This window comes from Gilvibacter sp., from assembly GCF_965601605.1.
Lineage (GTDB): Bacteria > Bacteroidota > Bacteroidia > Flavobacteriales > Flavobacteriaceae > Gilvibacter.
This window is the reverse complement of the sequence record NZ_CBFCWJ010000039.1, coordinates 24,322-47,706: the sequence shown is the minus strand read 5'-3', so window position 1 is coordinate 47,706 and position 23,385 is coordinate 24,322. Positions and strand designations below refer to the sequence as shown.

Annotated in this window: 29 protein-coding genes; 3 read left to right on the top strand and 26 right to left on the bottom strand. The window is 43.8% G+C overall.

Annotation, left to right across the window (positions count from 1 at the left end; genetic code table 11):
* Nucleotides 1-9 precede the first annotated feature (9 nt).
* From ACSLP7_RS11355 to fbp, 3 genes are read right to left on the bottom strand one after another with little or no spacing between them, the layout of a single operon-like run.
* On the bottom strand, nucleotides 10-837 hold the full coding sequence (locus tag ACSLP7_RS11355) for a cell envelope biogenesis protein OmpA (protein ID WP_435579411.1): 828 nt from the start codon (nucleotides 835-837) through the stop codon (nucleotides 10-12).
* A 12-nt stretch (nucleotides 838-849) separates the two neighbouring features.
* The gene (locus ACSLP7_RS11350) at nucleotides 850-1,200 is read right to left on the bottom strand and encodes a fructose 1,6-bisphosphatase (protein WP_435579410.1); all 351 of its coding nucleotides are present in this window, start codon (nucleotides 1,198-1,200) and stop codon (nucleotides 850-852) included.
* Between the two features lie 41 nt (nucleotides 1,201-1,241).
* Complete coding sequence (fbp, locus tag ACSLP7_RS11345) at nucleotides 1,242-2,255, bottom strand: class 1 fructose-bisphosphatase (protein ID WP_435579409.1); 1,014 nt, start codon at nucleotides 2,253-2,255, stop codon at nucleotides 1,242-1,244.
* Nucleotides 2,256-2,340: 85 nt separating this feature from the next.
* On the opposite strand from fbp, the gene ACSLP7_RS11340 reads away from it, so the two are divergent.
* Genes ACSLP7_RS11340 through ACSLP7_RS11330 form a run of 3 tightly spaced genes read left to right on the top strand, consistent with a single transcriptional unit; the run spans nucleotide 2,341 to nucleotide 5,906 of the window.
* Nucleotides 2,341-2,820 (top strand): N-acetyltransferase family protein, encoded by a 480-nt coding sequence (locus ACSLP7_RS11340; RefSeq protein WP_435579408.1) that lies wholly within the window; start codon nucleotides 2,341-2,343, stop codon nucleotides 2,818-2,820.
* Nucleotides 2,807-4,066, top strand: coding sequence for an aspartate kinase (locus ACSLP7_RS11335; RefSeq protein ID WP_435579407.1), 1,260 nt, complete (start codon nucleotides 2,807-2,809; stop codon nucleotides 4,064-4,066). The genes ACSLP7_RS11340 and ACSLP7_RS11335 overlap by 14 nt, the downstream gene beginning before the upstream one ends.
* Nucleotides 4,067-4,094: 28 nt before the next feature.
* On the top strand, nucleotides 4,095-5,906 hold the full coding sequence (locus ACSLP7_RS11330; RefSeq protein ID WP_435579406.1) for a GNAT family N-acyltransferase: 1,812 nt from the start codon (nucleotides 4,095-4,097) through the stop codon (nucleotides 5,904-5,906).
* A gap of 5 nt (nucleotides 5,907-5,911) precedes the next feature.
* Here ACSLP7_RS11330 and ACSLP7_RS11325 read toward each other — a convergent pair whose 3' ends face one another.
* The 23 genes from ACSLP7_RS11325 to ACSLP7_RS11215 all read right to left on the bottom strand — a co-directional run bounded on the left by ACSLP7_RS11325 (nucleotide 5,912) and on the right by ACSLP7_RS11215 (nucleotide 23,287).
* Nucleotides 5,912-6,871, bottom strand: coding sequence for an MBL fold metallo-hydrolase (locus tag ACSLP7_RS11325; protein WP_435579405.1), 960 nt, complete (start codon nucleotides 6,869-6,871; stop codon nucleotides 5,912-5,914).
* Nucleotides 6,872-6,893: 22 nt separating this feature from the next.
* On the bottom strand, nucleotides 6,894-7,310 hold the full coding sequence (locus ACSLP7_RS11320) for an arsenate reductase ArsC (protein WP_435579404.1): 417 nt from the start codon (nucleotides 7,308-7,310) through the stop codon (nucleotides 6,894-6,896).
* A 5-nt stretch (nucleotides 7,311-7,315) separates the two neighbouring features.
* Nucleotides 7,316-7,798 carry an N-acetyltransferase family protein gene (locus ACSLP7_RS11315; RefSeq protein ID WP_435579403.1) on the bottom strand — a complete coding sequence of 161 codons (483 nt, stop codon included), beginning with the start codon at nucleotides 7,796-7,798 and terminating at the stop codon, nucleotides 7,316-7,318.
* A 3-nt stretch (nucleotides 7,799-7,801) separates the two neighbouring features.
* The gene (locus ACSLP7_RS11310) at nucleotides 7,802-8,290 is read right to left on the bottom strand and encodes a DUF6428 family protein (RefSeq protein WP_435579402.1); all 489 of its coding nucleotides are present in this window, start codon (nucleotides 8,288-8,290) and stop codon (nucleotides 7,802-7,804) included.
* Between the two features lie 11 nt (nucleotides 8,291-8,301).
* Complete coding sequence (locus tag ACSLP7_RS11305; RefSeq protein ID WP_272830519.1) at nucleotides 8,302-8,625, bottom strand: ArsR/SmtB family transcription factor; 324 nt, start codon at nucleotides 8,623-8,625, stop codon at nucleotides 8,302-8,304.
* A gap of 72 nt (nucleotides 8,626-8,697) precedes the next feature.
* Nucleotides 8,698-9,105: a TM2 domain-containing protein gene (locus ACSLP7_RS11300; RefSeq protein WP_435579401.1), complete on the bottom strand. Its 408-nt coding sequence runs from the start codon at nucleotides 9,103-9,105 to the stop codon at nucleotides 8,698-8,700.
* Between the two features lie 33 nt (nucleotides 9,106-9,138).
* Entirely contained in the window at nucleotides 9,139-9,525 is a 387-nt protein-coding gene (locus ACSLP7_RS11295) for a VOC family protein (protein WP_435579400.1), read from the bottom strand.
* A gap of 1 nt (nucleotide 9,526) precedes the next feature.
* Nucleotides 9,527-9,982 carry a DUF4199 domain-containing protein gene (locus ACSLP7_RS11290; RefSeq protein WP_435579399.1) on the bottom strand — a complete coding sequence of 152 codons (456 nt, stop codon included), beginning with the start codon at nucleotides 9,980-9,982 and terminating at the stop codon, nucleotides 9,527-9,529.
* Between the two features lie 126 nt (nucleotides 9,983-10,108).
* On the bottom strand, nucleotides 10,109-10,528 hold the full coding sequence (locus ACSLP7_RS11285) for a response regulator transcription factor (RefSeq protein WP_435579398.1): 420 nt from the start codon (nucleotides 10,526-10,528) through the stop codon (nucleotides 10,109-10,111).
* Nucleotides 10,529-10,533: 5 nt separating this feature from the next.
* Entirely contained in the window at nucleotides 10,534-11,475 is a 942-nt protein-coding gene (locus ACSLP7_RS11280; protein WP_435579397.1) for a 2-hydroxyacid dehydrogenase, read from the bottom strand.
* 3 nt (nucleotides 11,476-11,478) lie between these two features.
* The gene (locus tag ACSLP7_RS11275; protein ID WP_435579396.1) at nucleotides 11,479-11,847 is read right to left on the bottom strand and encodes a cupin domain-containing protein; all 369 of its coding nucleotides are present in this window, start codon (nucleotides 11,845-11,847) and stop codon (nucleotides 11,479-11,481) included.
* Nucleotides 11,840-12,241 carry an acyl-CoA thioesterase gene (locus tag ACSLP7_RS11270; protein ID WP_435579395.1) on the bottom strand — a complete coding sequence of 134 codons (402 nt, stop codon included), beginning with the start codon at nucleotides 12,239-12,241 and terminating at the stop codon, nucleotides 11,840-11,842. The genes ACSLP7_RS11275 and ACSLP7_RS11270 overlap by 8 nt, the downstream gene beginning before the upstream one ends.
* Nucleotides 12,238-13,593: a magnesium transporter gene (mgtE, locus tag ACSLP7_RS11265; RefSeq protein ID WP_435579394.1), complete on the bottom strand. Its 1,356-nt coding sequence runs from the start codon at nucleotides 13,591-13,593 to the stop codon at nucleotides 12,238-12,240. Before mgtE ends, ACSLP7_RS11270 begins: the two co-directional genes overlap by 4 nt.
* The gene (rsmA, locus tag ACSLP7_RS11260; RefSeq protein ID WP_435579393.1) at nucleotides 13,571-14,365 is read right to left on the bottom strand and encodes a 16S rRNA (adenine(1518)-N(6)/adenine(1519)-N(6))-dimethyltransferase RsmA; all 795 of its coding nucleotides are present in this window, start codon (nucleotides 14,363-14,365) and stop codon (nucleotides 13,571-13,573) included. The genes mgtE and rsmA overlap by 23 nt, the downstream gene beginning before the upstream one ends.
* A complete protein-coding gene (locus ACSLP7_RS11255) occupies nucleotides 14,365-14,673 on the bottom strand; it encodes a DUF4286 family protein (protein ID WP_435579392.1) in 309 nt (102 codons plus the stop codon). Before ACSLP7_RS11255 ends, rsmA begins: the two co-directional genes overlap by 1 nt.
* A complete protein-coding gene (locus ACSLP7_RS11250; RefSeq protein WP_435579391.1) occupies nucleotides 14,670-15,323 on the bottom strand; it encodes a hypothetical protein in 654 nt (217 codons plus the stop codon). Before ACSLP7_RS11250 ends, ACSLP7_RS11255 begins: the two co-directional genes overlap by 4 nt.
* A 6-nt stretch (nucleotides 15,324-15,329) precedes the next feature.
* The gene (locus tag ACSLP7_RS11245; RefSeq protein WP_435579390.1) at nucleotides 15,330-17,072 is read right to left on the bottom strand and encodes a tetratricopeptide repeat protein; all 1,743 of its coding nucleotides are present in this window, start codon (nucleotides 17,070-17,072) and stop codon (nucleotides 15,330-15,332) included.
* A 154-nt stretch (nucleotides 17,073-17,226) separates the two neighbouring features.
* On the bottom strand, nucleotides 17,227-18,498 hold the full coding sequence (serS, locus tag ACSLP7_RS11240) for a serine--tRNA ligase (protein ID WP_435579389.1): 1,272 nt from the start codon (nucleotides 18,496-18,498) through the stop codon (nucleotides 17,227-17,229).
* An 88-nt stretch (nucleotides 18,499-18,586) separates the two neighbouring features.
* Complete coding sequence (locus tag ACSLP7_RS11235) at nucleotides 18,587-19,966, bottom strand: HTTM domain-containing protein (protein WP_435579388.1); 1,380 nt, start codon at nucleotides 19,964-19,966, stop codon at nucleotides 18,587-18,589.
* On the bottom strand, nucleotides 19,947-20,879 hold the full coding sequence (locus tag ACSLP7_RS11230) for a bifunctional riboflavin kinase/FAD synthetase (protein WP_435579387.1): 933 nt from the start codon (nucleotides 20,877-20,879) through the stop codon (nucleotides 19,947-19,949). Before ACSLP7_RS11230 ends, ACSLP7_RS11235 begins: the two co-directional genes overlap by 20 nt.
* Nucleotide 20,880: 1 nt before the next feature.
* A complete protein-coding gene (gene pth / locus ACSLP7_RS11225; protein WP_435579386.1) occupies nucleotides 20,881-21,510 on the bottom strand; it encodes an aminoacyl-tRNA hydrolase in 630 nt (209 codons plus the stop codon).
* A gap of 82 nt (nucleotides 21,511-21,592) precedes the next feature.
* Nucleotides 21,593-22,228, bottom strand: a complete 636-nt coding sequence (locus ACSLP7_RS11220; protein WP_435579385.1) for a 50S ribosomal protein L25/general stress protein Ctc — start codon at nucleotides 22,226-22,228, stop codon at nucleotides 21,593-21,595.
* Between the two features lie 117 nt (nucleotides 22,229-22,345).
* Nucleotides 22,346-23,287, bottom strand: coding sequence for a ribose-phosphate pyrophosphokinase (locus ACSLP7_RS11215; RefSeq protein ID WP_435579384.1), 942 nt, complete (start codon nucleotides 23,285-23,287; stop codon nucleotides 22,346-22,348).
* Between the last annotated feature and the right edge of the window lie 98 nt (nucleotides 23,288-23,385).

The following is a 23,385-nucleotide window of genomic DNA, read 5'->3' as shown; positions in this document are numbered from 1 at the left end:
AACTTAAAATTAGGTGTTGTCTAAATAGTCTTCAAATATAGAAGCTAAGAAGATGTCTACGTTTTCACGTTGCGCGTTAGTTAACAACTCACTCAAGGTGTCGCTGTTTTCAAGGATTAGGTCTTCAATTTCGTTTTCGAACTGCGGCGTTAGGTTACCGGAAACCACTACGGCCATATAGTACGAATGAAAATTTTGAATTTGGATTTTGTAGAGCTCGTAGTCAATACCTTCCAGGTTTTGGCTTTCGCCCTGAAAAGCATCTTCCACAAAACTCTTAATGGCAGTCAACATGCCAGAGATCAAGTCTTTGTCTAGAGTCTGTTGGTTGGAATAATTGCCCAAGAGCATTCCAGACCCTTTTTTAATGACAAACACTTCCATCAGTTCTGGAGCATCCAGTTCACTCAAAATAATGTCGCTTTCCTTCACTCCGGTAAACAGGGCTTTGAGTTTGCGTTGTAAGCCCTTAAGGGTAAAGGTATTGTTGACCTTATTATTGATGTTCTCTGATAGTAGTGCCAGTTCATTTTGTATGTAACGCTTCACCATTTTTCCCAAAATAGGATAGAGCGCTTCCACCACTTGATCTTTACTATTTGCGATCTGTTCTTTGAGGGTTTTGGTGATCACAGGACCCAATCGCGTGGGGATTTCCTCCACAAATTGTTCCATGTGCTCCTCAAAGATAGGATCGACTTTTTTTGCTAGTTTTTCTTTGGACTCGAGGGTCTGTGTAATGGTATCGAGGCGTTGGGATATGGCATCGGCAACCTCCCTGTCATCAATTAACAGGATATCCCGAAGCAGGTTGAGTTTATCCTTTTCCTCGACCATAAATGGATTTTCTTAGGAGCGTAGCTTTTCTCCCAATTTGATCAGCAGATCTCCGAGTTCGTCTTTATTGACCTTAGATTTGTCAACACCTTCCGTTTTGTCGTTGAGTGCATCTTCAAGGTCAGTGATACGAATATTGATGTCTGTGGTCATGGAATCAATAGATTGCATGAGCTCATTGCGAACCTGATCTATATAATCCTCGAGTTCTTTTTTGCGGTCCTGAATTTCTTGTTTTAGCGTATCGAACTCACTGTCGTATTGTTCGATATTCTCTCCAAAGATCAGCTGCTTAATCGCTTCAATCTTGGAGCCAGAATCCATGTCTTCACCTTGGGGGGTTTTTGTTTTTTCCTTCGCCATAATCTTACGTTGAAAAGTAAATGTACTAAAATTCGTGTTCTTTAAGCCTTTGCAGCCTTTTTCATACAAGATTCTGCCTTTTCGACCATAGAAGTCGATCCGCAGAAAAAGGGGACACGTTGATGCAATTCTGTAGGTTCAATGTCTAGAATTCGCTGGAAGCCATTGCTGGCTTTTCCTCCGGCTTGTTCCGCCAAAAAGGCCATAGGATTGCATTCGTATAGCAAGCGCAGCTTGCCGTCAGGATTCTTTGCAGTGCTCGGATACATGTAGATCCCACCTTTGATCATATTTCTGTGAAAGTCAGAGACTAAAGAGCCAATATAACGAGAAGTATACGGTCTATCGCCTTCTTCCATCTGACAGTATTTGATGTAATCTTTCACCCCTTGTGGGAACTGGGAATAATTCCCTTCATTGACCGAGTAGATCTTTCCATCATCTGGAAATTTCATATTCGGGTGGGATAAATAATAGGTTCCAATCGCTGGGTTTAGTGTAAAACCGTTAACTCCATGGCCTGTGGAATACACGATCATGGTAGAGGTACCGTAGATGATGTATCCTGCGGCAACTTGTTTGTTACCCGCTTGGAGAAAATCCGCTGCGGTCACTGGCGTCCCAACAGGCGTTACGCGTCTGTAGATAGAGAAAATAGTACCCACAGAAACATTCACATCAATATTAGAGGAACCGTCTAAAGGGTCAATCAAGACTACATATTTGTGTTGGTTGTTTGGGTTTCCGTCTTTAATGGCGATGAAATCGTCTTCTTCTTCACTGGCAATCCCACAAACAATCTCTCGGTTGGTCAAGGTTTTAATAAAGGCCTCGTTAGCAAATACGTCTAATTTTTGCTGATCTTCCCCTTGAATGTTCATATCACCCGCAGCGCCTAATATGTCAACCAGACCGGCTTTGTTTACCTCGTGGTTGACCACTTTTGCAGCAAGTCTTATGGAGTTGATGAGTCTTGATAATTCGCCGGAAGAGTATTTGAATTCACTCTGATTTTCGATGATAAATTCGCCCAGCGTTTGGTTTCTGATAGCCATGGAAGTAGTTGATGAGAATTTAGAGCAAATATCGTTAAAATTCACAAATAGCCCCGATATTTGTGGTATTACAAAATCATTAAAAATGATTCGAGAAGCCCGAAAAGAGGACGCCCCGGCAATGCTAGCCTTGATCAAAGAACTGGCGGTTTTTGAAAAAGAACCTGATGCTGTTCTAATCGATACCCAAACCTTAGTAAGGGAAGGATTTGGGGAGCGACCACTTTTCAAGTGTTTTGTGGCCGAGATAGATGGAGCTGTGGTTGGTATGGCCTTGGTCTACTTCCGATTCTCTACCTGGAACGGCCGCGGACTCTACTTGGAAGATCTTATCGTCACGCAAGCCATGCGCGGTAAAGGTCTTGGGAAGGCACTCTTGGATCGTGTAATCCAATACGGCAAGCAAGAAGATGTTGGTCGTATTGATTGGGTGGTTTTGGATTGGAATGAATCAGCCATACAGCTTTATGAGTCCATTGGAGCCAATCTTTTAAAGGATTGGTATATCGCTCAGATGGATCGAAAGGCTATTGCTAATTATATGGAGAAACATGCGAATATTTAAATTCGGAGGAGCCTCTGTCAAAGATGCTACAGGGGTCAGAAACTTAAAACGAGTGTTGGAGAATACCGGCAGCAATGAGCTGGTAGTTGTTGTATCGGCAATGGGTAAAACCACCAATGCCTTAGAGGCAGTGGTTAGCGCCTATTTTAAAAAGGACGGTTCTGCAAAAGCGGCGATAGAATTTTCCAAACAGTACCATTCAGAGATCTTAAATGAGTTGTTTCCCAATAAAAGCCACGGCATTCATCAAACCATTAAAGACTTTTTTGGAGCTCTAGAGGATTTTCTGGCCCATAACCGCTCGGAGACGCATGCTTTTGTTTACGATCAAGTGGTAAGTTTTGGAGAGTTGATCTCTACCACGATTGTATCTACTTTTCTCAACGAAAATGGCCATAAGAATACGTGGCTGGATGTACGCAGTTGTATAAAGACAGATAGCAATTATCGCGATCCCCGTGTGGATTGGCAAATGACTCAAGAGCTTATCAAAAAATCGGTGGACCGCAAAGGACTTACCATAACCCAAGGATTTTTGGGCTCGGAGGTCAACAACAACTTTACCACGACTTTAGGACGAGAAGGTTCGGATTACACCGCAGCGATCTTCGGTTATTGTTTGGATGCAGAAAGCGTGACCATTTGGAAAGATGTTCCTGGTGTTCTGAATGCGGATCCACGTCATTTCTCTAAAACGCAATTGCTGAATCATATTTCGTATCGTGAAGCGATAGAATTGGCCTTTTACGGAGCCTCCGTAATTCACCCAAAGACGCTACAACCCTTGCAGCGCAAAGAGATTCCGCTTTATGTGCGCTCTTTCATTAAGCCAAAGGACCCTGGAACCTGCGTGACCAAAGGCAAGGCGCTAGACCCTATGGTCTCTTGTTTTATCCTTAAGAAGGATCAAGTACTTATTTCCCTTTCTTCATTGGATTTTTCTTTTATGATGGAGGATCACATTGGAGAAGTCTTCAAGCTTTTGCATCAGTATAAAATGAAGGTGGAGTTGATCCAGAATTCGGCCATTAGTTTTTCTGTGGTGGTGGATAACAAATTCAAACGCCTGCCTGAACTTTTGACGCAATTAAAACAACAGTTCAGTGTAACACATTATGAAGGGGTGACTCTTTATACTGTCCGCCATGCCAAACCAGAGGAAATCAAGGCTTTAGTAAAGGGGCAACAAGTCCTTCTCAAGCAGGAAGCACAGGAAACCGTTCAGGTGGTTATCGGGCAAAGTTAGATTCCCTATATTTGGGGGCAATACTGCCATGGGATTAGTTAACGCAAAAGAGGTAGCCACGGCCGTTGGGCTCAAAAAATTCGGTATTCTTGGGACTTTTATGGGGTGGACCCTCATGAAGATCCTAAAGATCGATACGCTCAACAAAATCTACGATAAACACAAGCACCTCAATGATCTGGAATTTGTCACTTCACTATTGGATGAGTTCGAGATCAAATTTGAAATCCCAGAAGAAGACTTAAAGCGTATCCCAAAGAACGGGCCTTTCATAACTATTTCTAATCACCCGTTAGGAGGAATTGACGGCATTCTATTGCTCAAACTGCTCTTGCAAGATCGTCCTGATTTTAAGATCATCGCGAATTTCCTTTTACACAGAATTGAACCATTGAAGCCCTATGTGATGCCGGTGAATCCTTTTGAGGATAGAAAGGACATTAAATCTAGCGTTACCGGTTTTAAAAATGCCATAGGACATTTGCGCGATGGTCATCCGCTAGGAATTTTCCCTGCAGGAGAAGTCTCTACCTATAAGGATGACAAGCTTATGGTAGACAAACCGTGGGAAGTTGCTGCGATGAAACTCATTAAAAAAGCCGAGGTGCCTGTGGTGCCGATCTACTTCCACGCTAAGAACAGTAAACTCTTTTACCGTTTGGCCAAGATGAGTGATACTTTGCGTACCGCTAAGCTTCCGTCTGAATTGTTGACTCAAAAAGAACGACTGATCAAGGTGCGAATCGGGAATCCGATCTCGGTTAAAGATCAGCAAGAGCATGAGACTCTGGAGAATTTCACAGAATTCCTCCGCAGAAAAACATACGTACTGGCCAATCCTTTTGAAAAGAAAACCCTCATTGAGAGTATTCCGAAGACCTTAAAGATCCCTAAGGCTCCCAAAAAGATTGCCGGACCGGCTTCAACAGACGCCATGCTCAAGGAAGTAGAAGCCCTTACAGCAGATGATAAACGCCTGCTGCAAAGTAAAAATTACGAGGTGTTCTTAGCACCTGCCGCACGGATTCCGAACATTTTGCAAGAGATCGGGCGATTGCGAGAGATCACTTTTAGAGAGATCGGGGAGGGGACCAACAACTCTACAGACCTGGATAAGTTTGACAGCTATTACCACCATATGTTCCTTTGGGACAATGACAAACAAAAGCTGGTTGGTGCTTACCGCATGGGACTAGGTTCTAAAATCTTTGCAGAATATGGAATTGACGGGTTCTACTTGCAGGATCTCTTCAGATTTGAACCGGAACTCTACCCCATGATGAGCAAGTCCATAGAAATGGGCCGCGCCTTCATCATTAAGGAATACCAACAAAAACCTATGCCGCTCTTTTTGCTGTGGAAGGGAATTGTGCACACTACGCTGCGTTTCCCAGAGCATCGCTACTTGATCGGTGGGGTGAGTATCAGCAATAAGTTCTCTGACTTCTCTAAGTCTTTGATGATCGAGTTTATGAAGTCAAACTATTACGATCCTTACGTGGCCCAGTACATCAATCCAAAAAAGGAGTACAAGGTAAAACTCAAGGATGCCGATAAGGACTTTATTTTTGATGAGACCGAGGCTGATCTGAATAAGTTTGACAAACTTATTGATGAGGTGGAGCCGGGGAGTCTCCGTTTGCCGGTGCTTATTAAAAAGTACATCAAGCAAAACGCCAAGGTGGTTGCCTTTAATGTGGATCCTCTGTTTAATAACGCGGTTGATGGTTTGATGTATATCAGAATTGCAGACTTGCCAGAGAGTACGGTAAAACCAGTAATGGAAGAGTTTCAGGCAGAACTGGAGAAGAAGTATGGCCTCCGGTCTGAGGAGGAATAGATTCCCTAGAGCGCGAAGACCTGTAAAGGTTGCGCAATATTGTATCCCTTATTAAGTATAGTTTTTGTTGCTTCGGATGAAGGGTCGAGCGCTGGATTGGTGTGGTTGAAGTGAATGAAATTCACACGTGATTTCAACGTGTCTGTCAAAGAATCAAAAAGCGCCATGCTCTCTTCAATAGACGGATGCGGAATCTGCGACATATCGCGTCCGCCGAGTTCATCACCGCTATAAAAGGTAGCGTCCAAAAAGGCGTAGTCGACTTTTCCGATCCAGTCAGTGATAGACTCTTGCCAAAGCTTCCATTTGTCAATGTCTGGTATGAAAAGCGCAGATTTATTGGGTCCAACGATATGATAGCCCACCGTTTCTGAATACTCATCGCGATGTGGAACCAAAATAGGGGTCACTCGCAGTTCTCCGGAAAGATCCACTTTTGTAGAATCCATCCGTTGCAAGCTGATGTTGTTGTTTTCACTCAACGCACTCCAAGGTGCATTAGTTCTGAGGAATTGATCCATTCTAGGCATGACGTAAACAGGAACCGATTTTGTAGAAGCAGCTTCTTTTCCCAGATGCATCAAACCCGAATAATGGCCAATATGCGCATGAGTCAAAAAGATCCCTGCAGGAATTGGGCCACTACCGGGATTGGCTTTTTGCAACCAAGCCAATTGCTTGCTAATGTCTGGAGTGGCTTCAAAGAGGTAGTTTTTCTGTGTGTTTGAATCCACCAAGCCTAAGGAAACAACGGCATCTAAGGGGTTGGGATTGTCTATTTTATGGACGCAACAGGATTTTTGACATCCTAATTGAGGAGCGCCGGCATCTTGTAAATTCCCCAGTACAATTAGGGAGGTCTGACTCACGACAGGTACGGATACAGCAGGAGCAGATTGTTTTGTAAGCTCTTCGCTGCAGCCCATCAGCAATACACCGATCCATAAAATAAAAATGCGCTTCACCCTATGAAGATAAGGCTAAGTTTTAAAAGTGTGTTGAGGCGAAGTTATCGATGTAAGCACTAATTTCATCGCGGGCCTTGTCAAAAGCAGCACGAGTATCTTCCTCAGAACCTTCAAACTTAGATGGATCGTAGAAATTGTGATGCAAACGCTGAGCATTTGGAGCAGGGATAAAGGGGCAATTTTCATAAGCGTGATCACATACAGTAATGATGAAATCCCAGTCAATTCCAGCATACTCATCTACGTGATTTGAGGTGTGGCCCGTAATATCTAAACCAGCGCGCTGCATAGTTGCAACAGCTCCAGGATTGAGGCCGTGGGTTTCAATTCCAGCACTGTAAATAGCTGCTTTGTCACCGAGTTGTTGGTTTAAAAATCCGTGGGCCATTTGTGATCTGCAACTGTTACCGGTGCATAAAACCAAGATGTTTTTCATTTGAGCTAAGTTATGTCGTTTCTGTGTTCCATTAATACGTTATCGTACCATTTGCCGTCTCGCTTTGCAATACGCTTGCGAACTCCAACGATGCGAAATCCGCATTGTTCGTGCAAATAAATACTGTGTTTGTTCTCTGCAAAGATTCCTGCTTGAAGTGTCCAAAACCCAGCAGCTTTGCTTGCTATAATGAGGTGTTTGAGTAGTTTGCGTCCAATGCCTTGTCCTCGAAAATCAGAGGCAATGTAAATAGTGCTTTCTGCAACGCCTTTGTAAACCTCGCGTTTAGATGCTGGATTCAGGGCGCACCACCCAACAACTTGGTTATCCTTTAAAGCTACAAAGCGACAGGGCTTCATAAACTTCTTCTTCCAAGTTTTCCAATCAGGGACCTCCGTCTCAAAAGTGGCAATACCCGTGTCTAAGCCGTCACTGTATATCTGTGCGACTTCTGGATAATGCTTCTTTTTGAGTTGTTGTATTTCCATTGTTTAGCAACATCCGCTCCCAGGACTGCAGCTATTAGATGCTTCAGCCACTGCAGGCTCAGGCACACCGCAAATGTCTTTGGCTTTACAGTCTGTAGGAGCTACCGCTAACTTAAGCAAGATCTGGTTGCCTCTGATTTCGTAATCGTTAACAAAAAGTTGTGCCGTGTGAAAAACGGAGTTTCCATATTCAAAGCGGACCACGGAGTTCATATCATAGGCGCGCATTTGCCCAACTTTTTTTAGGATCCCTAATGCTTTGAAAGCGGTCATATATTCGGTTTTACCGAGTTCTTCAGGGCTTTCCCAAAGTTGGATCACCGTTTCGTTCCAACCGTCGGCACGGGCTCCACAGTCTACAGAGTCAATGACAACGTGCTTTACTTCTGTAATATGATAGTTTGCTCCTACGAGCTGCCCTGGGCTGTATTCAAAGAGTAGGGCTGCGTTTTTATGTTGGTCCAGTAGGTTGAATAATTCTTGTGTGTTCATAGTTTAAGGTTTTAACAACATTTGGCCTCTGTAGACTCAAAGAAATCCTGAAAGAGTTCTTTAAGCAGTGTAAGCCTGGATTTGTTGATGGTGTAATATTGGCTTTTCCCTTCAAAGCGACTTTTGAGTAAGCCTGATTTTTTAATTACCTGTAAATGCTGAGAAGTGGTGGGCTGAGAAAGCCTGATCTTTTCGGCAATGTCTTTGCAAAGGCAGCCTTCGCAGTCTCCGATATAATTAAGAATCGATATCCGAGCAGGATGTGAGATGACTTTTGCGAGGTCTGCGAGTTGATTGGCCTTTACCGAATGTATATGTCTTTTAGATACTCCCATAATGTTATATTGCAATATTACGATAATATACTTTAAAAACAAAGCCTTTCGTTAAAAAGGCTTTTCATGTTTTTAGAACCAAGGTCGCTTGTTCTCCTGATAGGTATGGTAAAACTCTGCATCTGACTTGGTGAGGTAAATGATTCCTTCTACTAAGGTCACTACCCAAATTGCCCAGGCAAACAAACCAAAGGTGATCACACCCAGAATCAAGGTGCCTACTAAAAGCATGATTCCTTCTTTGTTGTATCCTAAAACAAATTTGTGGAGTCCAAATCCACCAATAACAATGGCTAAAACACCAGCTAAAACCCGCTTGTTGTCTTTGGATTCGCGCAGTTCATTCCAGCTTTCTTTGATATTTCTGGCTGCTTCTTCTGCAGCATCACCTGCCTTAGAGGCCGCTTCACGCGCCTTTTCCGTCGCGTTCTCAAAGCCGTCAAAAATGTCGTCTGTTTTGTTTTTATCTGATTCGCTCATGGCTGCTTGAAGTTTTACCTAAAAGTAGCAATTTTATAAAAAGGCGCTGTCAATAGGTTCCCACAATTCGATCTTGTTGCCTTCATTGTCTAGGATCCACCCAAACTTGCCGTAATCATAGGTTTCCATCTCGCCAACCACCGTGACGCCTTCTTCTTTTAAGGTCTTTAGCAATCCTTCCAAATCGGCGACTCGAAAATTCATCATGAATTGTTTCTCACTGGGCTTAAAGTACTCAGTGTCTTCTTTGAATGGACTCCATTGGGTGCTGCAATCGTTTCCCTCGGCGTCTTTCCACCAAAAAGTGCAACCATAGTCATCGGTGTTTAAGCCTAAATGCTGCTTGTACCAATCTTTAACTGCTTTTGGGTCTTTGGTCTTAAAGAAGAATCCTCCAAGACCCGTTACTCGTTTTTCCATCTTATGCTTTGCGTTTAAGGATTAGGGCAGAGATCAAAGTAATGATCATACCTACAAACATGGCTATAAAGAACATCAGTACGCCTAACATGGATGTACTGTAAACTTCTGCTTCCACGCCTTGGGCTTTCATTTCTTCGGCGTAATTAACCGCCCAATCTGGATCAATGATCCCAGTATAGATCATATCCGCAATGGCGATTCCCAAAGAACCCATGGCGCTAATTCCCAAACCGACTAAAAGGGCATTTCCAAAACTTACTGTACCGCCATTCACGCGATCCCTATAAGCTTTGATTCCAAAATAGATCATAGATAGGGCAATGATGATTCCGGCATAACCCAAAAGTTCACTGTTGCCAATTTCAAACTGTAATGATAGTAATAGGGTGATTCCAAACAGAACCAGGCCGGCGATTAATGATCTGATTCCGTACTTGATGATAGTTGATTTCATGTTAGTTGATTTTATTGTTGAACTTGAGCTTCTCTCATTAGAAGCACAATTCAAAAGTATGTTGCCGCAGTTTCAGGCGGCTCATACTAAAGTACCAAATTCAATTTTTATGAAATTATTGGACTCCTACTTTGGTAGGATTTGTAGCTCCTGAGCCCGCTTGAGCGCTTCAGTTCGGCGTTTTGCATCTAGTTTGACCAAGAGATTAGAAACGTGGGTTTTTACCGTGCTTTCAGAAACAAACAACTGCGCTCCGATCTCTTTATTGGAAAGACCATCGGCTAGCGCTTCTAATACTTCTAACTCTCGTTTGGAGATTCCGAGCTTATCAATCATGGCCAAATCTTGGGTCCAAGCTTGAGCCTCTTTGGGTTTTGCTTTAGAGTATTGGGAAACCCAAATTCCTATTCCAAAAAACACCAAGGCGAGAACCGCTAAGATCCATTCGGCCTGAAAATCACTGCTGAGCCAAATGCGTTTGCTGGTTTCAAAAAGCAGCATGAGCAAAATCACAATCGCGCCAAAGACCAGAATGATTCGCTTCATAATTCTTAATTATCAAAGGCGTTGGTAATCTTGTCTACAATGGTTTGGGCGAGCTTTTCTAAACTCTCCACCGTCCAGCCAGCAATATGAGGGCTCAGTATTACTTGATCCATTTCTAAGAGTTCTGCGAGTGCTTGAGGCATCTTATCGGCTTCAAATAATGACTCAAAAGAGCTCTTTTCATATTCCAAGACATCCAATCCTGCGCCTAGTACCTTGCCTGACTTAATGGCGTTGACCAGATCCGCAGTGACTACAGATTTGCCTCGAGCGGTATTGATTAGAAAAAAGGGATTACTAAAACCATTGATAAAATCCGCGTTCACCATTTTATCAGTAAGCGGCGTCCAAGGCGTGTGCAGGCTGATCACATCGGCTTCCTTTTGCAAGGTTTGAAAATCTACTTGCTGGGCATTTTCATCGCCTACGTCAGTTAAAATGTCATAACAGAGTACACGGCATTCAAAGCCGCGAAGTTTGCGAGCAAAGGCTTTTCCCATGTTGCCGTAACCAATGATTCCAACGGTGCGATAATCCAACTCCAAGCCGCGGTTGGCCTCTCGGTTCCACTGACCTTTTTTGATCTGCTGATGCGCGGGTATAAACTTATTCAACAAGGCAAGCAGCATGCCTAAGGCATGTTCACCCACGGCATTGCGATTGCCTTCTGGAGCCGAGAAAAGCTGAATTCCCTTTTCATGGGCAACTGTGGCATCAATGCTTTCCATTCCTGCGCCAACGCGTGCGATGAATTTCAAGCGTTCACCTGCTGCCAAGAATTCCTGGTCAACCGTGATGCGACTTCTTAAAACGACTCCGTCAAAATCAGGAAGTATGTCTAAGGCTTCTGAGCGAGATAGGGTATGGCCTTCTGTGTTTTCATGGCCAGCAGCCTCGAGCTGCTCGGTGAGCAAAGGATGGTTCTTATCTAGATGGAGGATTTTCAAAGCTTAGATCTTTGGGTAGGAGCTACGTGTTTTTTCATGCTGCACGTTACCAGTGTGTTTGGTGCTGAGTTTTTCGAATAGCAACAGCTGTACTTCCTGACCGTCCAAGGTTTTTGGGCAATGTTCAACGCCTTTTGGAACTACGATGATCTCGCCTTCATTGACGGTTTCTACGCGATCTCTAAAATGCATTAAAAGTGTTCCCTTTTGCACATAGAAAAGTTCGTCTTCTTCCTCGTGGGCATGCCAAACGAATTCTCCACTGATCTTAGCCAAAAGCACTTGCATATTGTCTACAGTTGCTATCTGATGCGGATGCCAGTGATCGCTGAAGCGGCTAAATTTTTCCTGAATGTTTATCGGTTTACTCATCGATAAACAAATTACAAATTTCCTCTGGAATTAAAGTGGGTTTCTTGGTGTCAGCTTTTAGGAGACACCAAAGGGTTTTAGCGCGCACTAGTAGTTTGTCTGTTTGTTGGTTGTAAATTTCATAGCGCCTTTCAGAGCGAACTCCGGCATTGCTATGCACCCATGTTTTGATCAGTAACTGTTCTCCCAGTAAGGCTTCCATCTTGTATTCGATCTCATGCTTTAAGACGAACCAAACATAATCTTCCAAATGTTTAGGCGTCGCGTTTTGTGTCCAATGTTGTTCTGCAACATCCACACACCATTGGAGGTAAACCAGATTATTGACGTGGTTGCGAACATCAATATGCTCCTCGCGAACAGTTATGGTTTGCGTAAAGACTTGTGGGGTCAAAACTGAAGGATGATCTTAGAGAGATAGAAGAATAAAAAGATCCCAAAGATATCGTTGCTGGTAGTGATAAAGGGTCCTGTTGCGATAGCCGGATCAATGCCGCGCTTGTCTAAAATGATGGGTACAAAGGTCCCAATGAGTGCCGCAATTATAATTACGGAAAGCATAGAAACGGCAATAGTCAAACTAAAGGCGACCGTGTATCCCATTATAGCGCCAAAAAGCATAACCAATCCGCCCAAGGCAATTCCGTTGATCAGACTCAAACCAACCTCTTTTAGCAATCGCTGCCACAAGCTTCCTTTAACCACATCGTTGGCCAAACCTTGCACAATGATTGCACTGGATTGTACGCCTACATTACCGGCCATAGCCGCGATCAAAGGGGTGAAGAAAAACAAGGCCTTGACTTGTGGATCTGCCATGAGGTCTTCAAAATCTTCTAAAATGAAGACGGATGCTAAACCGCCAAAAAGGCCTAATACCAACCAGGGCAATCGCGCTTTGGTGAGTTCAAAAATGGAGTCATCGGCTTCTACCTCCTGCGTAATACCCGCTGCTAGTTGGTAATCTTTCTCTGCTTCCAATTTGATAAAATCTACAATGTCATCAATGGTAATTCTGCCAAGGAGTTTGTGATGCTCATCCACCACAGGAATGGCTTCCAAGTCATATTTATTCATGATTCGGGCCACTTCTTCTCCGGTACGATCCACAAAGACAAAGTCTACTCGAGGAATATAAATGTCGCTGATTTTTGCTTTTTCAGGAGCAGTGAGCAAATCTTTTAATGACAGGCGGCCTATGAGTTTTTCGTCTTTGTCCACCACGTAAATGGAATGCACACGTGTCACGTTTTTGGCCTGTCTGCGCATTTCTCTAACACAACCGGCAATAGTCCAAGTGTCTTTGACACGAACCAATTCTTTTGCCATCAATCCACCGGCGCTGTTTTCGTCATAGGTGAGTAGCTCACGAATCTCTTGAGCGTGTTTCTCATCCTTGATCTTGTCGATCACCTCCTCAACAATGGCGTCATCCAATTCCGCGATCACATCGGCCGCATCATCGGTGTCCATCTCTTCCAGCTCGCCTGCAATTTCCTTTGGAGATAGATTGTCCAAAAGATCCTCCCGCAGGTCTTCATCCAACTCCATTAAGGCGTCAGAAGTAGTTTCAGAATCTAAGAGGCGAAGCAGATAAGTAGCGTCTTCCAGATTGAGCTCATCCAAGATCTCAGCAATATCTGCATAGTGGAAGTCACCCATTAAAGCTTTGAGCTGGGTGTCCTCGGTTGACGCGATGTGCTGCTGAACCTGGTCGATTAACTCATCTGTGATCTGAAAGGCCATCTTGCGCTATTTTTTGAGTGAGTTCGACAAACCCGGAAACCGAAAGGCGTTCCGGACGAAGCTCAAAGATAGCATCTTCTTTCAACTTATCAGACAAATCAAAGGATTTTAAGCTGTTGCGTAGAGTCTTGCGCCTTTGATTAAAGGCTGTTTTGACCACTTTAAAGAATAGGCCCTCATCACAGGGGAGTTGGTAATTTTCCTTGCGACGCATGCGCATCACACCACTGTCTACTTTGGGAGGTGGATTAAATACCCCGGGAGGCACGGTAAAGAGATATTCCGTTTCAAAAAACGCTTGTGTTAGCACCGAAAGGATACCGTAAGTCTTATTGCCCGGACCTTGACAAATGCGTTGGGCAACCTCTTTTTGAAACATGCCAGCAAATTCCAATACTTGTTCTCTAGCCTCAATAGCTTTAAAAACGATCTGAGAGGAAATGTTATAAGGGAAATTTCCAATGATTCCCAATTGAGCATCACCAAAACGCTCTTGCAGATCGGCCTTTAAAAAATCGGCCTCTACAACGGTGAGATTGGATTGTAAATAGGTTGCATTGAGGTATTCAATAGATTCCGTATCCACATCCATGGCGGTAATGGGTTTACCTGTTTCTATGAGAAACTCGGTGAGTACGCCAGTTCCAGGTCCAATTTCAAGCACTTGCTCAAAACCCTCATAGGACAGGGTTTCACTGATCTTTCTGGCAATGTTCTTATCGACCAAAAAATGTTGGCCTAAATGCTTTTTGGCGCGTACCGGAGAAGCCATTACTGTTCGCTTACAATTTCCAATTCTGTTCTAAAGGCCACAAATTTACCCTCAAAGCGCTTGCTTTCTCCGCGGAGTCTCGGAGCATCTTCTGCGTAATATCGCTTGAGTGTATCTGCATCCGGAGCCGTGTACTGTACCGAATAAGTAATGCCGCCCATTTCTTCCTCCACCAAGACTCGAGTCATTAAGGCTTTGGTAAACTTTTTAGTGGCGAGCATGTCTGGAATATGTTCGTTCTTCATCCAATCCACCCAAATGTCGTGAATGGATTCTTCAATGTTTATGGTGACGTTATAGATGATCATGGGGTGGCGTATTTGTCTAAGAAGGCGCTTATTTTGGCCTGAGTTTCTTTGTATTTTTCCATGCGTGCTGCGCTCTGGTAATTCATTGTTCCCAAAGCGTTTTTAAAGCGAGGGTCTTTATAGGTTTCAGGGGATTGGGTGCTCAGTTGGAACAGGTCAAATTCGCTCATTACATAGGGCAGGTAATAGCTGCTAAAGACCTCTAAATTGATCTCGTCATAGGCATCTGTCCAACGAAAATATTCATACAGGTTGATGATATCGTTCTTGAGTTCAAAATCCTTTATAAAACGAACGTCTCCGGATTGAATTAGCGATTCATAAGCGTTGCGTTTAAGATAAACAGAAACAAAATCCAGTTGCTCCATACTTAAAGCGTTAATGGAATCCCATTCTTTTTCCATGGCGATGAAGCCGAGCAGTTTGTTAAGGTTTTTTCGAGAGTTCTCTCCTTTGGTAATGGCCAAATCAACCATTTCAAGATTTAGCTTGCATTCCGAGATTAAGTTTTCCATATGTTGGTCTACCAACAGCTCGTTTTGCTTTTCCTGGCGGCAGGAATCCAACTGAAAGGCCAGTAAAATTCCAACAATAACAACCACGAACTCTAAACCGTGGTTGAGCCAATCTATCTTTTTAGATTTTGCCATTTGACTTTAATTGATGGTGTCCCCGCGAAGACTGCGGTAACGCTTGCGCGCATCTACAAAGTAAATACTATCCGGGAAATTAAAGACAATTTGCTCGTAAAATTCCTGAGCACGTTCTGGGAGAGCCAACTGTTTTTCATACAGTTGGGCGAGATTGAAGTAGGCATCATCTGCCAAAATATCTTCTTTGTACAGTTCAATGATAGTCTTGTAGTCCGCCTCAGCTTTTTCAAATACACCAAGCTCGGTATACAATCTGGCTCGGCGCAAAAGGGCTTCATCTTCAATGGCTTCACCTTTGTGTGTATCCAAGATCTCTGTCAGCAGGGAAACGGCTTCATTGGGTTTGTTTTGCAAGCTGAGTAGATCCGCCTTGGCAAATTTGCGCAGTGCGGTTTGGGTGGTGTCCTCTACAGAATTATCACTGATCAGCAAACTGAGTTCCATGGCGTCATTTGCAATAAGCTGAGAGGTAGATTTTTTCAGTACATCCAATTGGATCTGGGACCATTTAAAATCGCCTTTGAAATAACTGGTGCGCGCCACTTTAAAACGCGCCTCTTGAGCCAGAATATTTCCTTGTACCTTCTTTTGTATCTGCGAATAGTAAATCAGGGCTTGATTGAACTTTTGGGTATAGACCAAAATATCCGCGAGCTTCATTTTTACCCGAGCTTTCTCAAAACGATTCAGATCTGTATCTGTCAACACTTTGAGGTTTAATATGGCCGTGTCGGGTTGTTCTTTTTTAAAGGCGATGAAATCATTGTAAGCGATCTGCAGGGCATAAGTACGAGTGCTTAGGCCATACTTTTCAAAGACTTCGTCAAATTCAGTCTCGACTTTTTTGATGTCTGATTCAGTTTTGACAATGACGTTCAGGCGTCTTTCTTCCGCATCGAGTTGTTCTTCTAAAATGCTGCTGTTTTCAATGATGTATTCAAAGATCTCTAGCGCGATAGCGTATTCACCTTCTTCTACGGTGATGCTGGCCAGCTGAGAAATGTGTTCCAAGGTTTCTCCTTTGCGCTTATATATGGCCTTTTCCTGGCTGAAGGATTTGCGGAATTCCTTTTGCTGCACATACAACCAGCTCAAAAGCTCATTGTAAAGCAGATCAGGATCCTGCTGAATTCTTTTGATTAAGGTCTTTCTAAAGATCACGTTGGCCTCGTTGGCCGGATCCTCTGTAATGAATTGGGTCAAACTGCGTTTGGTGTATGAGCTGTAACCGGGCTTGGATTCCATCAGCCCCAAATAAGCATCAAACATCTTTTCAAAATTCTGCAGTTCGCCATAAATGCGCGAGAGTTGTAAAAAGAAATCAGCGTTGGGATTGAGTTCCATGCCGCGTTCATAGGCTTTGACCGCCCATTCTAACAAACCGTAGCTGTCAAAAGTATCTCCAATGAAACGCGCATAATTAGGTTGCTGATTCAACTCATCTATGGCCAATTGATAGAATACTTTGGCTTCCTCCGTGCGGTCTTGCAGTTCGTAGTTATAGCCAATATCTACAGATAGCTGCGGATAGCGCCCAACCGTTTGCGCTCTATTTTCTAAAAGCGTACCGGCCTCTTGATAGTTTTCCAATTGCTGATGGGTGGCCACCAAGGCTTTGAAAATATCCAGCCTGCGCGGATTTTTGTCGTAAATGGATTGATAGATCCGCAGGGCCTTGTCATACTTTCCTTCTTCAAAGTAAGTATCGGCCAAGGCATCGCTTTGCCCTATAGAATTAAGGGGCAAAAGAAACAGTAGTATGAGGATTAGACTACGCACTTGTGTAAAGATATCAATTGAGTTCTTAAAGCTGCGTTAAGTACCTCAATTAAATTACAGGGCCATAGCGGCACTATTGCCATCAGCCTTAAATATGCAACCAAAAAGTAAGCCAGAATCCTTATTGGATCATATCAAATCCGCAGTAAGGCACAAGGACCTCAGGGATCTTAATGCCCTCAGGGGTTTGGTAGTTTTCCAAAATTCCCGCCAAGATACGCGGCAAGGCCAAGGCACTACCGTTTAAGGTATGAGCCAATTGATTTTTGCCTTCGGAATTTTTAAAACGCAATTTCATACGATTGCTCTGGAAGGTCTCAAAGTTAGAAACAGAGGAAACCTCCAACCAACGGTCTTGAGCGGTTGAGAACACTTCAAAATCATAAGTGAGTGCACTGGCAAAGGTCAGATCTCCTCCGCAGAGGCGCAGCACACGATAGGGAAGGCCTAACTCACCCAAAATTACTTTAACGTGAGCCAACATTTCCTCTAAGGCTTCATAAGAACGCTCTGGGTGCTCGATGCGCACAATCTCTACTTTGTCAAATTGGTGCAAACGGTTCAAACCGCGTACGTGCGCTCCATAAGAACCGGCCTCACGTCTAAAGCAAGGTGTGTAGGCAGTACAAGCAATAGGTAGGTCTTTGGCGTTGAGCAGATCTCCTCTAAACAGGTTGGTTACAGGAACTTCTGCCGTTGGGATCAAATACAGATTGTCTCCAGTTACATGGTACATCTGTCCTTCCTTGTCAGGAAGACTCCCGGTTCCAATTCCAGAGGCTTCATTTACCAAATGCGGTACTTGATACTCGGTGTAGCCAGCATCGATGTTCTTGTCTAGAAAATAACTGATCAAAGCGCGTTGCAGACGGGCACCTTTACCGATATAAACTGGAAATCCAGCTCCGGTAACCTTGTTTCCTAACTCAAAGTCAATCAGGTTGTATTTTTTGGCCAATTCCCAGTGCGGAAGCGCGTCTTCATGCAAAGTCGGAATGGTTCCGTGGCGTTCTGTTTCTACGTTGTCTTCATCACTACTTCCTTCTGGTACAGCAGCGTTCGGGATGTTTGGTAAGGTGAAGAGTAATTCTTGAAGCTTATCTGCAGCTGCATTGAGCTGCTCTTGCAAGGTTTTAGACTGCTCTTTAAGCCCGGCAGTTTTCTCTTTCAATAGGTTGGCTTTTTGTACCTCTCCACTTTTGAACAATTGCCCGATCTCCTTGGAGAATGTATTGGATTGCGCTAGTGTCTCATCCAATTGTGCTTGCGTTTTTCTGCGGAGTTCATCTGCCTGCAATACCTCCTGTAAAATAGGCATGGCATCCAAACCGCGTTTGGCTAAAGCCTGAGCAAAACGTTCTTTGTTGTCGCGAATTTCACTTACCTGTAACATGGTTCCCGTTTGAATTAGGCCCCAAATTTAAACATTAGCGCCTAGTTATCACAGTTCAAACAGTAATAATCACAGGGGATATAATCCTTTATTTTTGAGTAGAAGATTCTGATTCTTTTTTCTTCTCGATCTTGGTAAAATTCTCTGGAGCAGGAAGCAGCCAGGAAGCGTGCTTAAGTTGATCCCAGGATACAGATGCCAGATCTACAGATTCATCCACCAGTAAGTGGTAGCTGCCGGCATTGACTTTGACGCGCACCGTAGCATAGACCTCAACATCTTTGCCTTTTTCTTTTTCGATCTGATGGATGCGTTGGGCCAATTGCCAGATAAAATCGGGCTTAGTTCTAAAAGAGCGATACTGTTTTTTACTCAGCAAGTCCTTATAGCTGTAAGCAACTTTCTTTTTGTTAGGATCAGCTTTGTCTACGATATAATAGATCACCCGTCCGGACTTTGTCCGCAGCATCATCCGCCAAGACAAGCGATGCCCTTCTTCTGTCCACAAAACAGGTTCTGCGATAAACCAATGCCTTAACGGCAAGGCAAATTGTACAAATAAATAACCGACCAATAGTGCGGTAGTTATAGTGCCTGTTTTGGGTATGCGCACTTCGTCTCCGCGGTAAACTTCTTCTCCGGGCATAAATCGTTTCACCAAGGTTTCACTACTGAAGAAGAACAGGGCGAACGCGATCGACATATAGGGGAATATTCCAATATGGAATACTGCGGAATTGAACAGGTGGAAGAACAGCGACAGTCCAAAAGCCAGCCAACGCGTTTTGCGCCACATATACATCGGGATAACCAACAGATCAAAAAGGATTCCAAAATAAGCCATGCTCCAGTGTACCCACGGAAGCTGCAAGAAATCGCCAATGAGCCAATAATCAGCCTTGCTTTTCATGAACAGACGTGTGACTGTCCCGTCCAGCCAATCGGGGTATATTTTGGCGATTGCTGCGTAGGTAAATACGATCAATAGTTGCCCTACCACTAAGGTCTGTACCCACCTTGGCATGGAGATACTTTTGCGCTCCGGATTGAATTTGGCATCTAAAGACATTCGTCCTGCTGCTGGCACTAACACCATCATCCAAGTGAGCAACATCATGAGGTAGTAGTGGTTGTTGTATGAGGACTTTTGCATTAAATAAACACACATCCACATCAAGGCATAGCCTGCCATACTCCAACGGTATTTATACCCGAGCATGACTGCAATTCCAAAGACGCCCATAACCGCAAAGTAGATATACATCCCATTGCCTGGTAAAGGCTGTAAAAAGTCAAACCCAATAAAATTGAAAGTAAACTCCGGATCCATAAAGGTGCGCCGCACCCAGCCTGTGGCAATGGCGCCATAGGCTTCTACGGTAAGTAAAAACCCAAAAGCAATGCGAAACAAGACCAAACCGGCATTGTCTACACGAGTAAAAAGGTATTTATTGATGCGATCTAACATAGGCCTCGGCGATTTTCTGGTCTTCAGCAATAGCGGCTGTTAGTTCTTCAGTCGATCCAAAACGCTGCTCATCACGAATTCTTGAAAGCAACTCGATCTGCAGTTTACGTCCGTAAAGGTCCCCCTCAAAATCCATAAAGTAGGTTTCAATAGTGGTTCTTTCTCCACCAACAGTCGGATTATTACCAATATTCATAACGCCAAAAACCGAATTTTTGTCTATTTGGCTTTTCACAATATAGACGCCGTTCTTGGGAATGAGTTTGTAGTTTTCCGCAATTTCTAAATTCGCCGTAGGATACCCCAATTGACGGCCTATACCGCGGCCTTTAGCGATGGTTCCCGTTAGCGTGAAGGGATCGCTCAAATAAGTATTGGCCGTGTCAAGATCCCCTTCTGTTAAGGCTTTTCTGATCTTGGTGGAACTCACCGTAATGGCATCCACCTCTTGCGCGCCGACCTCTTCAACTTCAAAACCGAACTCTTCACCCAAGCGACGCAGATCCGAAACATCGGCACGGCGGTTGCGCCCAAAGCGGTGGTCATAACCTATGATCACTTTTTTGGCGTTGAGTTTTTCAACAAGTAATTGTTGCACAAAGTCTTCTGCGCTCATACGTGAGAATTCCTTAGTGAATGGTTCAATGACCAAGTGGTCAATACCCACGCGGTCCAAGACCGCTTCCCGCTCATCAATGGTTTGAATGAGTTTAATATCCACATCGGGCTGCAAAACCATACGCGGATGCGGAAACATGGTAAAGATCACGGATTCACAGCCCATGGCATTTGCGTCATCGGTCAAGCGGCCTAACAGAACCCGGTGACCTGCATGCACCCCATCAAAGGTCCCAATGGTGACCACTGTGGGTTGAGTGCCTTGATATTGAGCCGATGAGGCGTAGGTCTGCATCTTATTTTCCGTTAAAGTTATTCATGGTGTGATCCATGCCTGCTAAGGCAAATGATTCTACCGCTTCAGCACTCGTTTTGAGTCGTTCCTTAAGGGCTGTCTGTTCTTCATCGGTCCAAGGACTCAATACATAATCTACTTGTCTGCCTTTTGCAAATTGATCGCTGATCCCAAATCTAAAACGATTGTAAGCGGTAGTGTTAAGCGTGGCTTGAATGTCCTTTAAGCCGTTGTGGCCTCCGTCAGATCCTTTTTTCTTCAAGCGGATGCTACCAAAAGGTAAGTTGAGATCATCGGTGATGACCAACATATTTTCTAAAGGCACTTTTTCTTGTTTGAGCCAATAATTGACAGCTTTTCCGCTGAGGTTCATAAAGGTGCTCGGTTTGAGCAAAATTAATTGACGGCCTTTAATACGTAGTTTGGCAATATCCCCAAGTTTTTTGGATTCAAAAGTGGCCTCGTGCTTTTCTGCCAAGGTGCTTACCACATCAAATCCAATATTATGTCTGGTGTTGTCGTATTTGGGTCCAATATTACCCAAACCCACAATTAGAAATTTCTTCATGGGATCTTGCTCGGGCTCGCTAGGAGCGTCTAAACCAAAAAGTCGCTTTAAAAATGCGAGCATCCTTTTTTTTGTAAAAATAAAAAGAGTCCGCTTAAATTGATAACCAAGCGGACTCTTTTCTATGTTCGGTATGCTAGAAGATCTATTCCTCGGCAGGAGCTTCTGCTGGAGCAGCTGCTTCAGCACCTTCTTCTGCATCATCATCTTCTTCGTCATCTGCCTCGTCAACAGCGTTACGAGAAGTTCTGACCTGTACAACAACAGTGTTGTCTGGGTGCATGATGGTGTAAGCATCGTTTGTAAGAGTAGTAACATAAAGTTTGTTACCAATTCGCAATTCAGTGATGTCTGCCTCTACATAATCTGGCAAGTTAGCCGGTACTGCTTTGATACGTAGCTTACGGTTTACAAAACGCAACACCCCTCCGTTACGTACACCACGAGAGTTACCTACTAGACGTACAGGAATGTTCATAGTGATTTCCTTGTCGTCAAAGATTTGGTAAAAGTCGATGTGCAGGATGCGGTCAGTTACCGGGTGGAACTGAATGTCTTGCAAAATAGCATTGATGCTTGTGCCGTCTTCTAGCTCAATTACAACTGTGTGTACGTCTGGAGTGTACACCAAGTTCTTGAACGCTAATTCTGGCGCTGAAAAGTGAATCGGTGTTTCTCCTCCGTATACTACGCAGGGAACCTTTCCAGCATTACGTAAGGCTTTGGTAGATACCTTGCCCACGCTTTCTCTTTGAGATCCTTTGATCGTAATTGATTTCATTTAATTAAATTTTAAGTCACTTGTTATTTAAGCGGCTGCAAATATCCCAAAATTATTTGGTAGCTGAAAGTAAATACGACTTTTTTTACAAGGCCTTAAAGGCTTGTTTTCTGCGGATTACATCAAAAATTTAGAACTGATGGAACTGTTGGTGTTCACGCTTTGCATCACAGAAGCAAAAAGTGGTGCACAACTAAGCACACGCAGTTTTGGAGATTCTTGTCTAAGCGGGATGGTATCCGTAACGATAAGCTCTTCCAATTGCGAGTTTTCCAAACGCTCATAGGCCTGTCCAGAAAGGATAGGGTGAGTACAGATGGCGCGAACGCTTTTGGCCCCGCGTTCCATCATAAGGTCTGCTGCTTTGGTTAGGGTTCCGGCCGTATCAACCATATCGTCTACTAAAACAACATTCTTGCCTTCTACATTACCGATGAGTTCCATATGAGAGATCACATTGGCTTTGGCGCGTTGCTTATAACAGATCACCACGTCGCTTTCTAACGCTTTGGAATAGGCGTAGGCTCTTTTAGAACCTCCCATATCTGGTGAGGCAATGGTAAGCTCATCCAAATTAAGTTTTCTCAAATAGGGTAAGAAGATGGTTGAGGCAAAAAGGTGATCTACGGGTTTTTCAAAGAATCCTTGAATTTGATCTGCGTGGAGGTCCATAGTAATGATACGAGTAGCTCCTGCGGCTTCTAGCATCTTAGCAACCATTTTTGCAGCAATTGGAACTCTTGGTTTGTCCTTGCGATCCTGGCGTGCCCAACCAAAATAAGGCAATACAGCAGTAATGTGTCTTGCAGAGGCGCGCTTTGCGGCATCACACATCAATAGCATTTCCATCAAGTGATCACTCGGAGGAAAAGTAGAACCAATAATAAATACGCGGGCTCCACGTACCGACTCTTCAAAAGAAGGTTGAAACTCTCCGTCTGAATAGGTAGAGGTGATTACGTTCCCCAGTGGGACACCGAAATGTTTTGCAATGTTTTCAGCAAGTTCTTGGCTTTGTTTACAAGCAAATATCTTGGGTTGAGGAACGGCTCCAGGCATCTTCGTTGTGGTGTTTTAGTTGGAAGCTACAAATGTAAAAAAATCCCAAGTTCAGCCCGAATATTTTTAGTTCTAATATTTGGTGGAAAATTCAACAT

Coding starts and splice junctions, on each gene's coding strand:
- ACSLP7_RS11355 (WP_435579411.1), bottom strand. CDS start 837: ATGGTCGAGGAAAAGGATAAACTCAACCTGCTTCGGGATATCCTGTTA.
- ACSLP7_RS11350 (WP_435579410.1), bottom strand. CDS start 1,200: ATGGCGAAGGAAAAAACAAAAACCCCCCAAGGTGAAGACATGGATTCT.
- fbp (WP_435579409.1), bottom strand. CDS start 2,255: ATGGCTATCAGAAACCAAACGCTGGGCGAATTTATCATCGAAAATCAG.
- ACSLP7_RS11340 (WP_435579408.1), top strand. CDS start 2,341: ATGATTCGAGAAGCCCGAAAAGAGGACGCCCCGGCAATGCTAGCCTTG.
- ACSLP7_RS11335 (WP_435579407.1), top strand. CDS start 2,807: ATGCGAATATTTAAATTCGGAGGAGCCTCTGTCAAAGATGCTACAGGG.
- ACSLP7_RS11330 (WP_435579406.1), top strand. CDS start 4,095: ATGGGATTAGTTAACGCAAAAGAGGTAGCCACGGCCGTTGGGCTCAAA.
- ACSLP7_RS11320 (WP_435579404.1), bottom strand. CDS start 7,310: ATGAAAAACATCTTGGTTTTATGCACCGGTAACAGTTGCAGATCACAA.
- ACSLP7_RS11315 (WP_435579403.1), bottom strand. CDS start 7,798: ATGGAAATACAACAACTCAAAAAGAAGCATTATCCAGAAGTCGCACAG.
- ACSLP7_RS11310 (WP_435579402.1), bottom strand. CDS start 8,290: ATGAACACACAAGAATTATTCAACCTACTGGACCAACATAAAAACGCA.
- ACSLP7_RS11305 (WP_272830519.1), bottom strand. CDS start 8,625: ATGGGAGTATCTAAAAGACATATACATTCGGTAAAGGCCAATCAACTC.
- ACSLP7_RS11300 (WP_435579401.1), bottom strand. CDS start 9,105: ATGAGCGAATCAGATAAAAACAAAACAGACGACATTTTTGACGGCTTT.
- ACSLP7_RS11295 (WP_435579400.1), bottom strand. CDS start 9,525: ATGGAAAAACGAGTAACGGGTCTTGGAGGATTCTTCTTTAAGACCAAA.
- ACSLP7_RS11290 (WP_435579399.1), bottom strand. CDS start 9,982: ATGAAATCAACTATCATCAAGTACGGAATCAGATCATTAATCGCCGGC.
- ACSLP7_RS11285 (WP_435579398.1), bottom strand. CDS start 10,528: ATGAAGCGAATCATTCTGGTCTTTGGCGCGATTGTGATTTTGCTCATG.
- ACSLP7_RS11275 (WP_435579396.1), bottom strand. CDS start 11,847: ATGAGTAAACCGATAAACATTCAGGAAAAATTTAGCCGCTTCAGCGAT.
- mgtE (WP_435579394.1), bottom strand. CDS start 13,593: ATGGCCTTTCAGATCACAGATGAGTTAATCGACCAGGTTCAGCAGCAC.
- rsmA (WP_435579393.1), bottom strand. CDS start 14,365: ATGGCTTCTCCGGTACGCGCCAAAAAGCATTTAGGCCAACATTTTTTG.
- ACSLP7_RS11255 (WP_435579392.1), bottom strand. CDS start 14,673: ATGATCATCTATAACGTCACCATAAACATTGAAGAATCCATTCACGAC.
- ACSLP7_RS11250 (WP_435579391.1), bottom strand. CDS start 15,323: ATGGCAAAATCTAAAAAGATAGATTGGCTCAACCACGGTTTAGAGTTC.
- serS (WP_435579389.1), bottom strand. CDS start 18,498: ATGTTACAGGTAAGTGAAATTCGCGACAACAAAGAACGTTTTGCTCAG.
- ACSLP7_RS11235 (WP_435579388.1), bottom strand. CDS start 19,966: ATGTTAGATCGCATCAATAAATACCTTTTTACTCGTGTAGACAATGCC.
- ACSLP7_RS11230 (WP_435579387.1), bottom strand. CDS start 20,879: ATGCAGACCTACGCCTCATCGGCTCAATATCAAGGCACTCAACCCACA.
- pth (WP_435579386.1), bottom strand. CDS start 21,510: ATGCTCGCATTTTTAAAGCGACTTTTTGGTTTAGACGCTCCTAGCGAG.
- ACSLP7_RS11220 (WP_435579385.1), bottom strand. CDS start 22,228: ATGAAATCAATTACGATCAAAGGATCTCAAAGAGAAAGCGTGGGCAAG.
- ACSLP7_RS11215 (WP_435579384.1), bottom strand. CDS start 23,287: ATGCCTGGAGCCGTTCCTCAACCCAAGATATTTGCTTGTAAACAAAGC.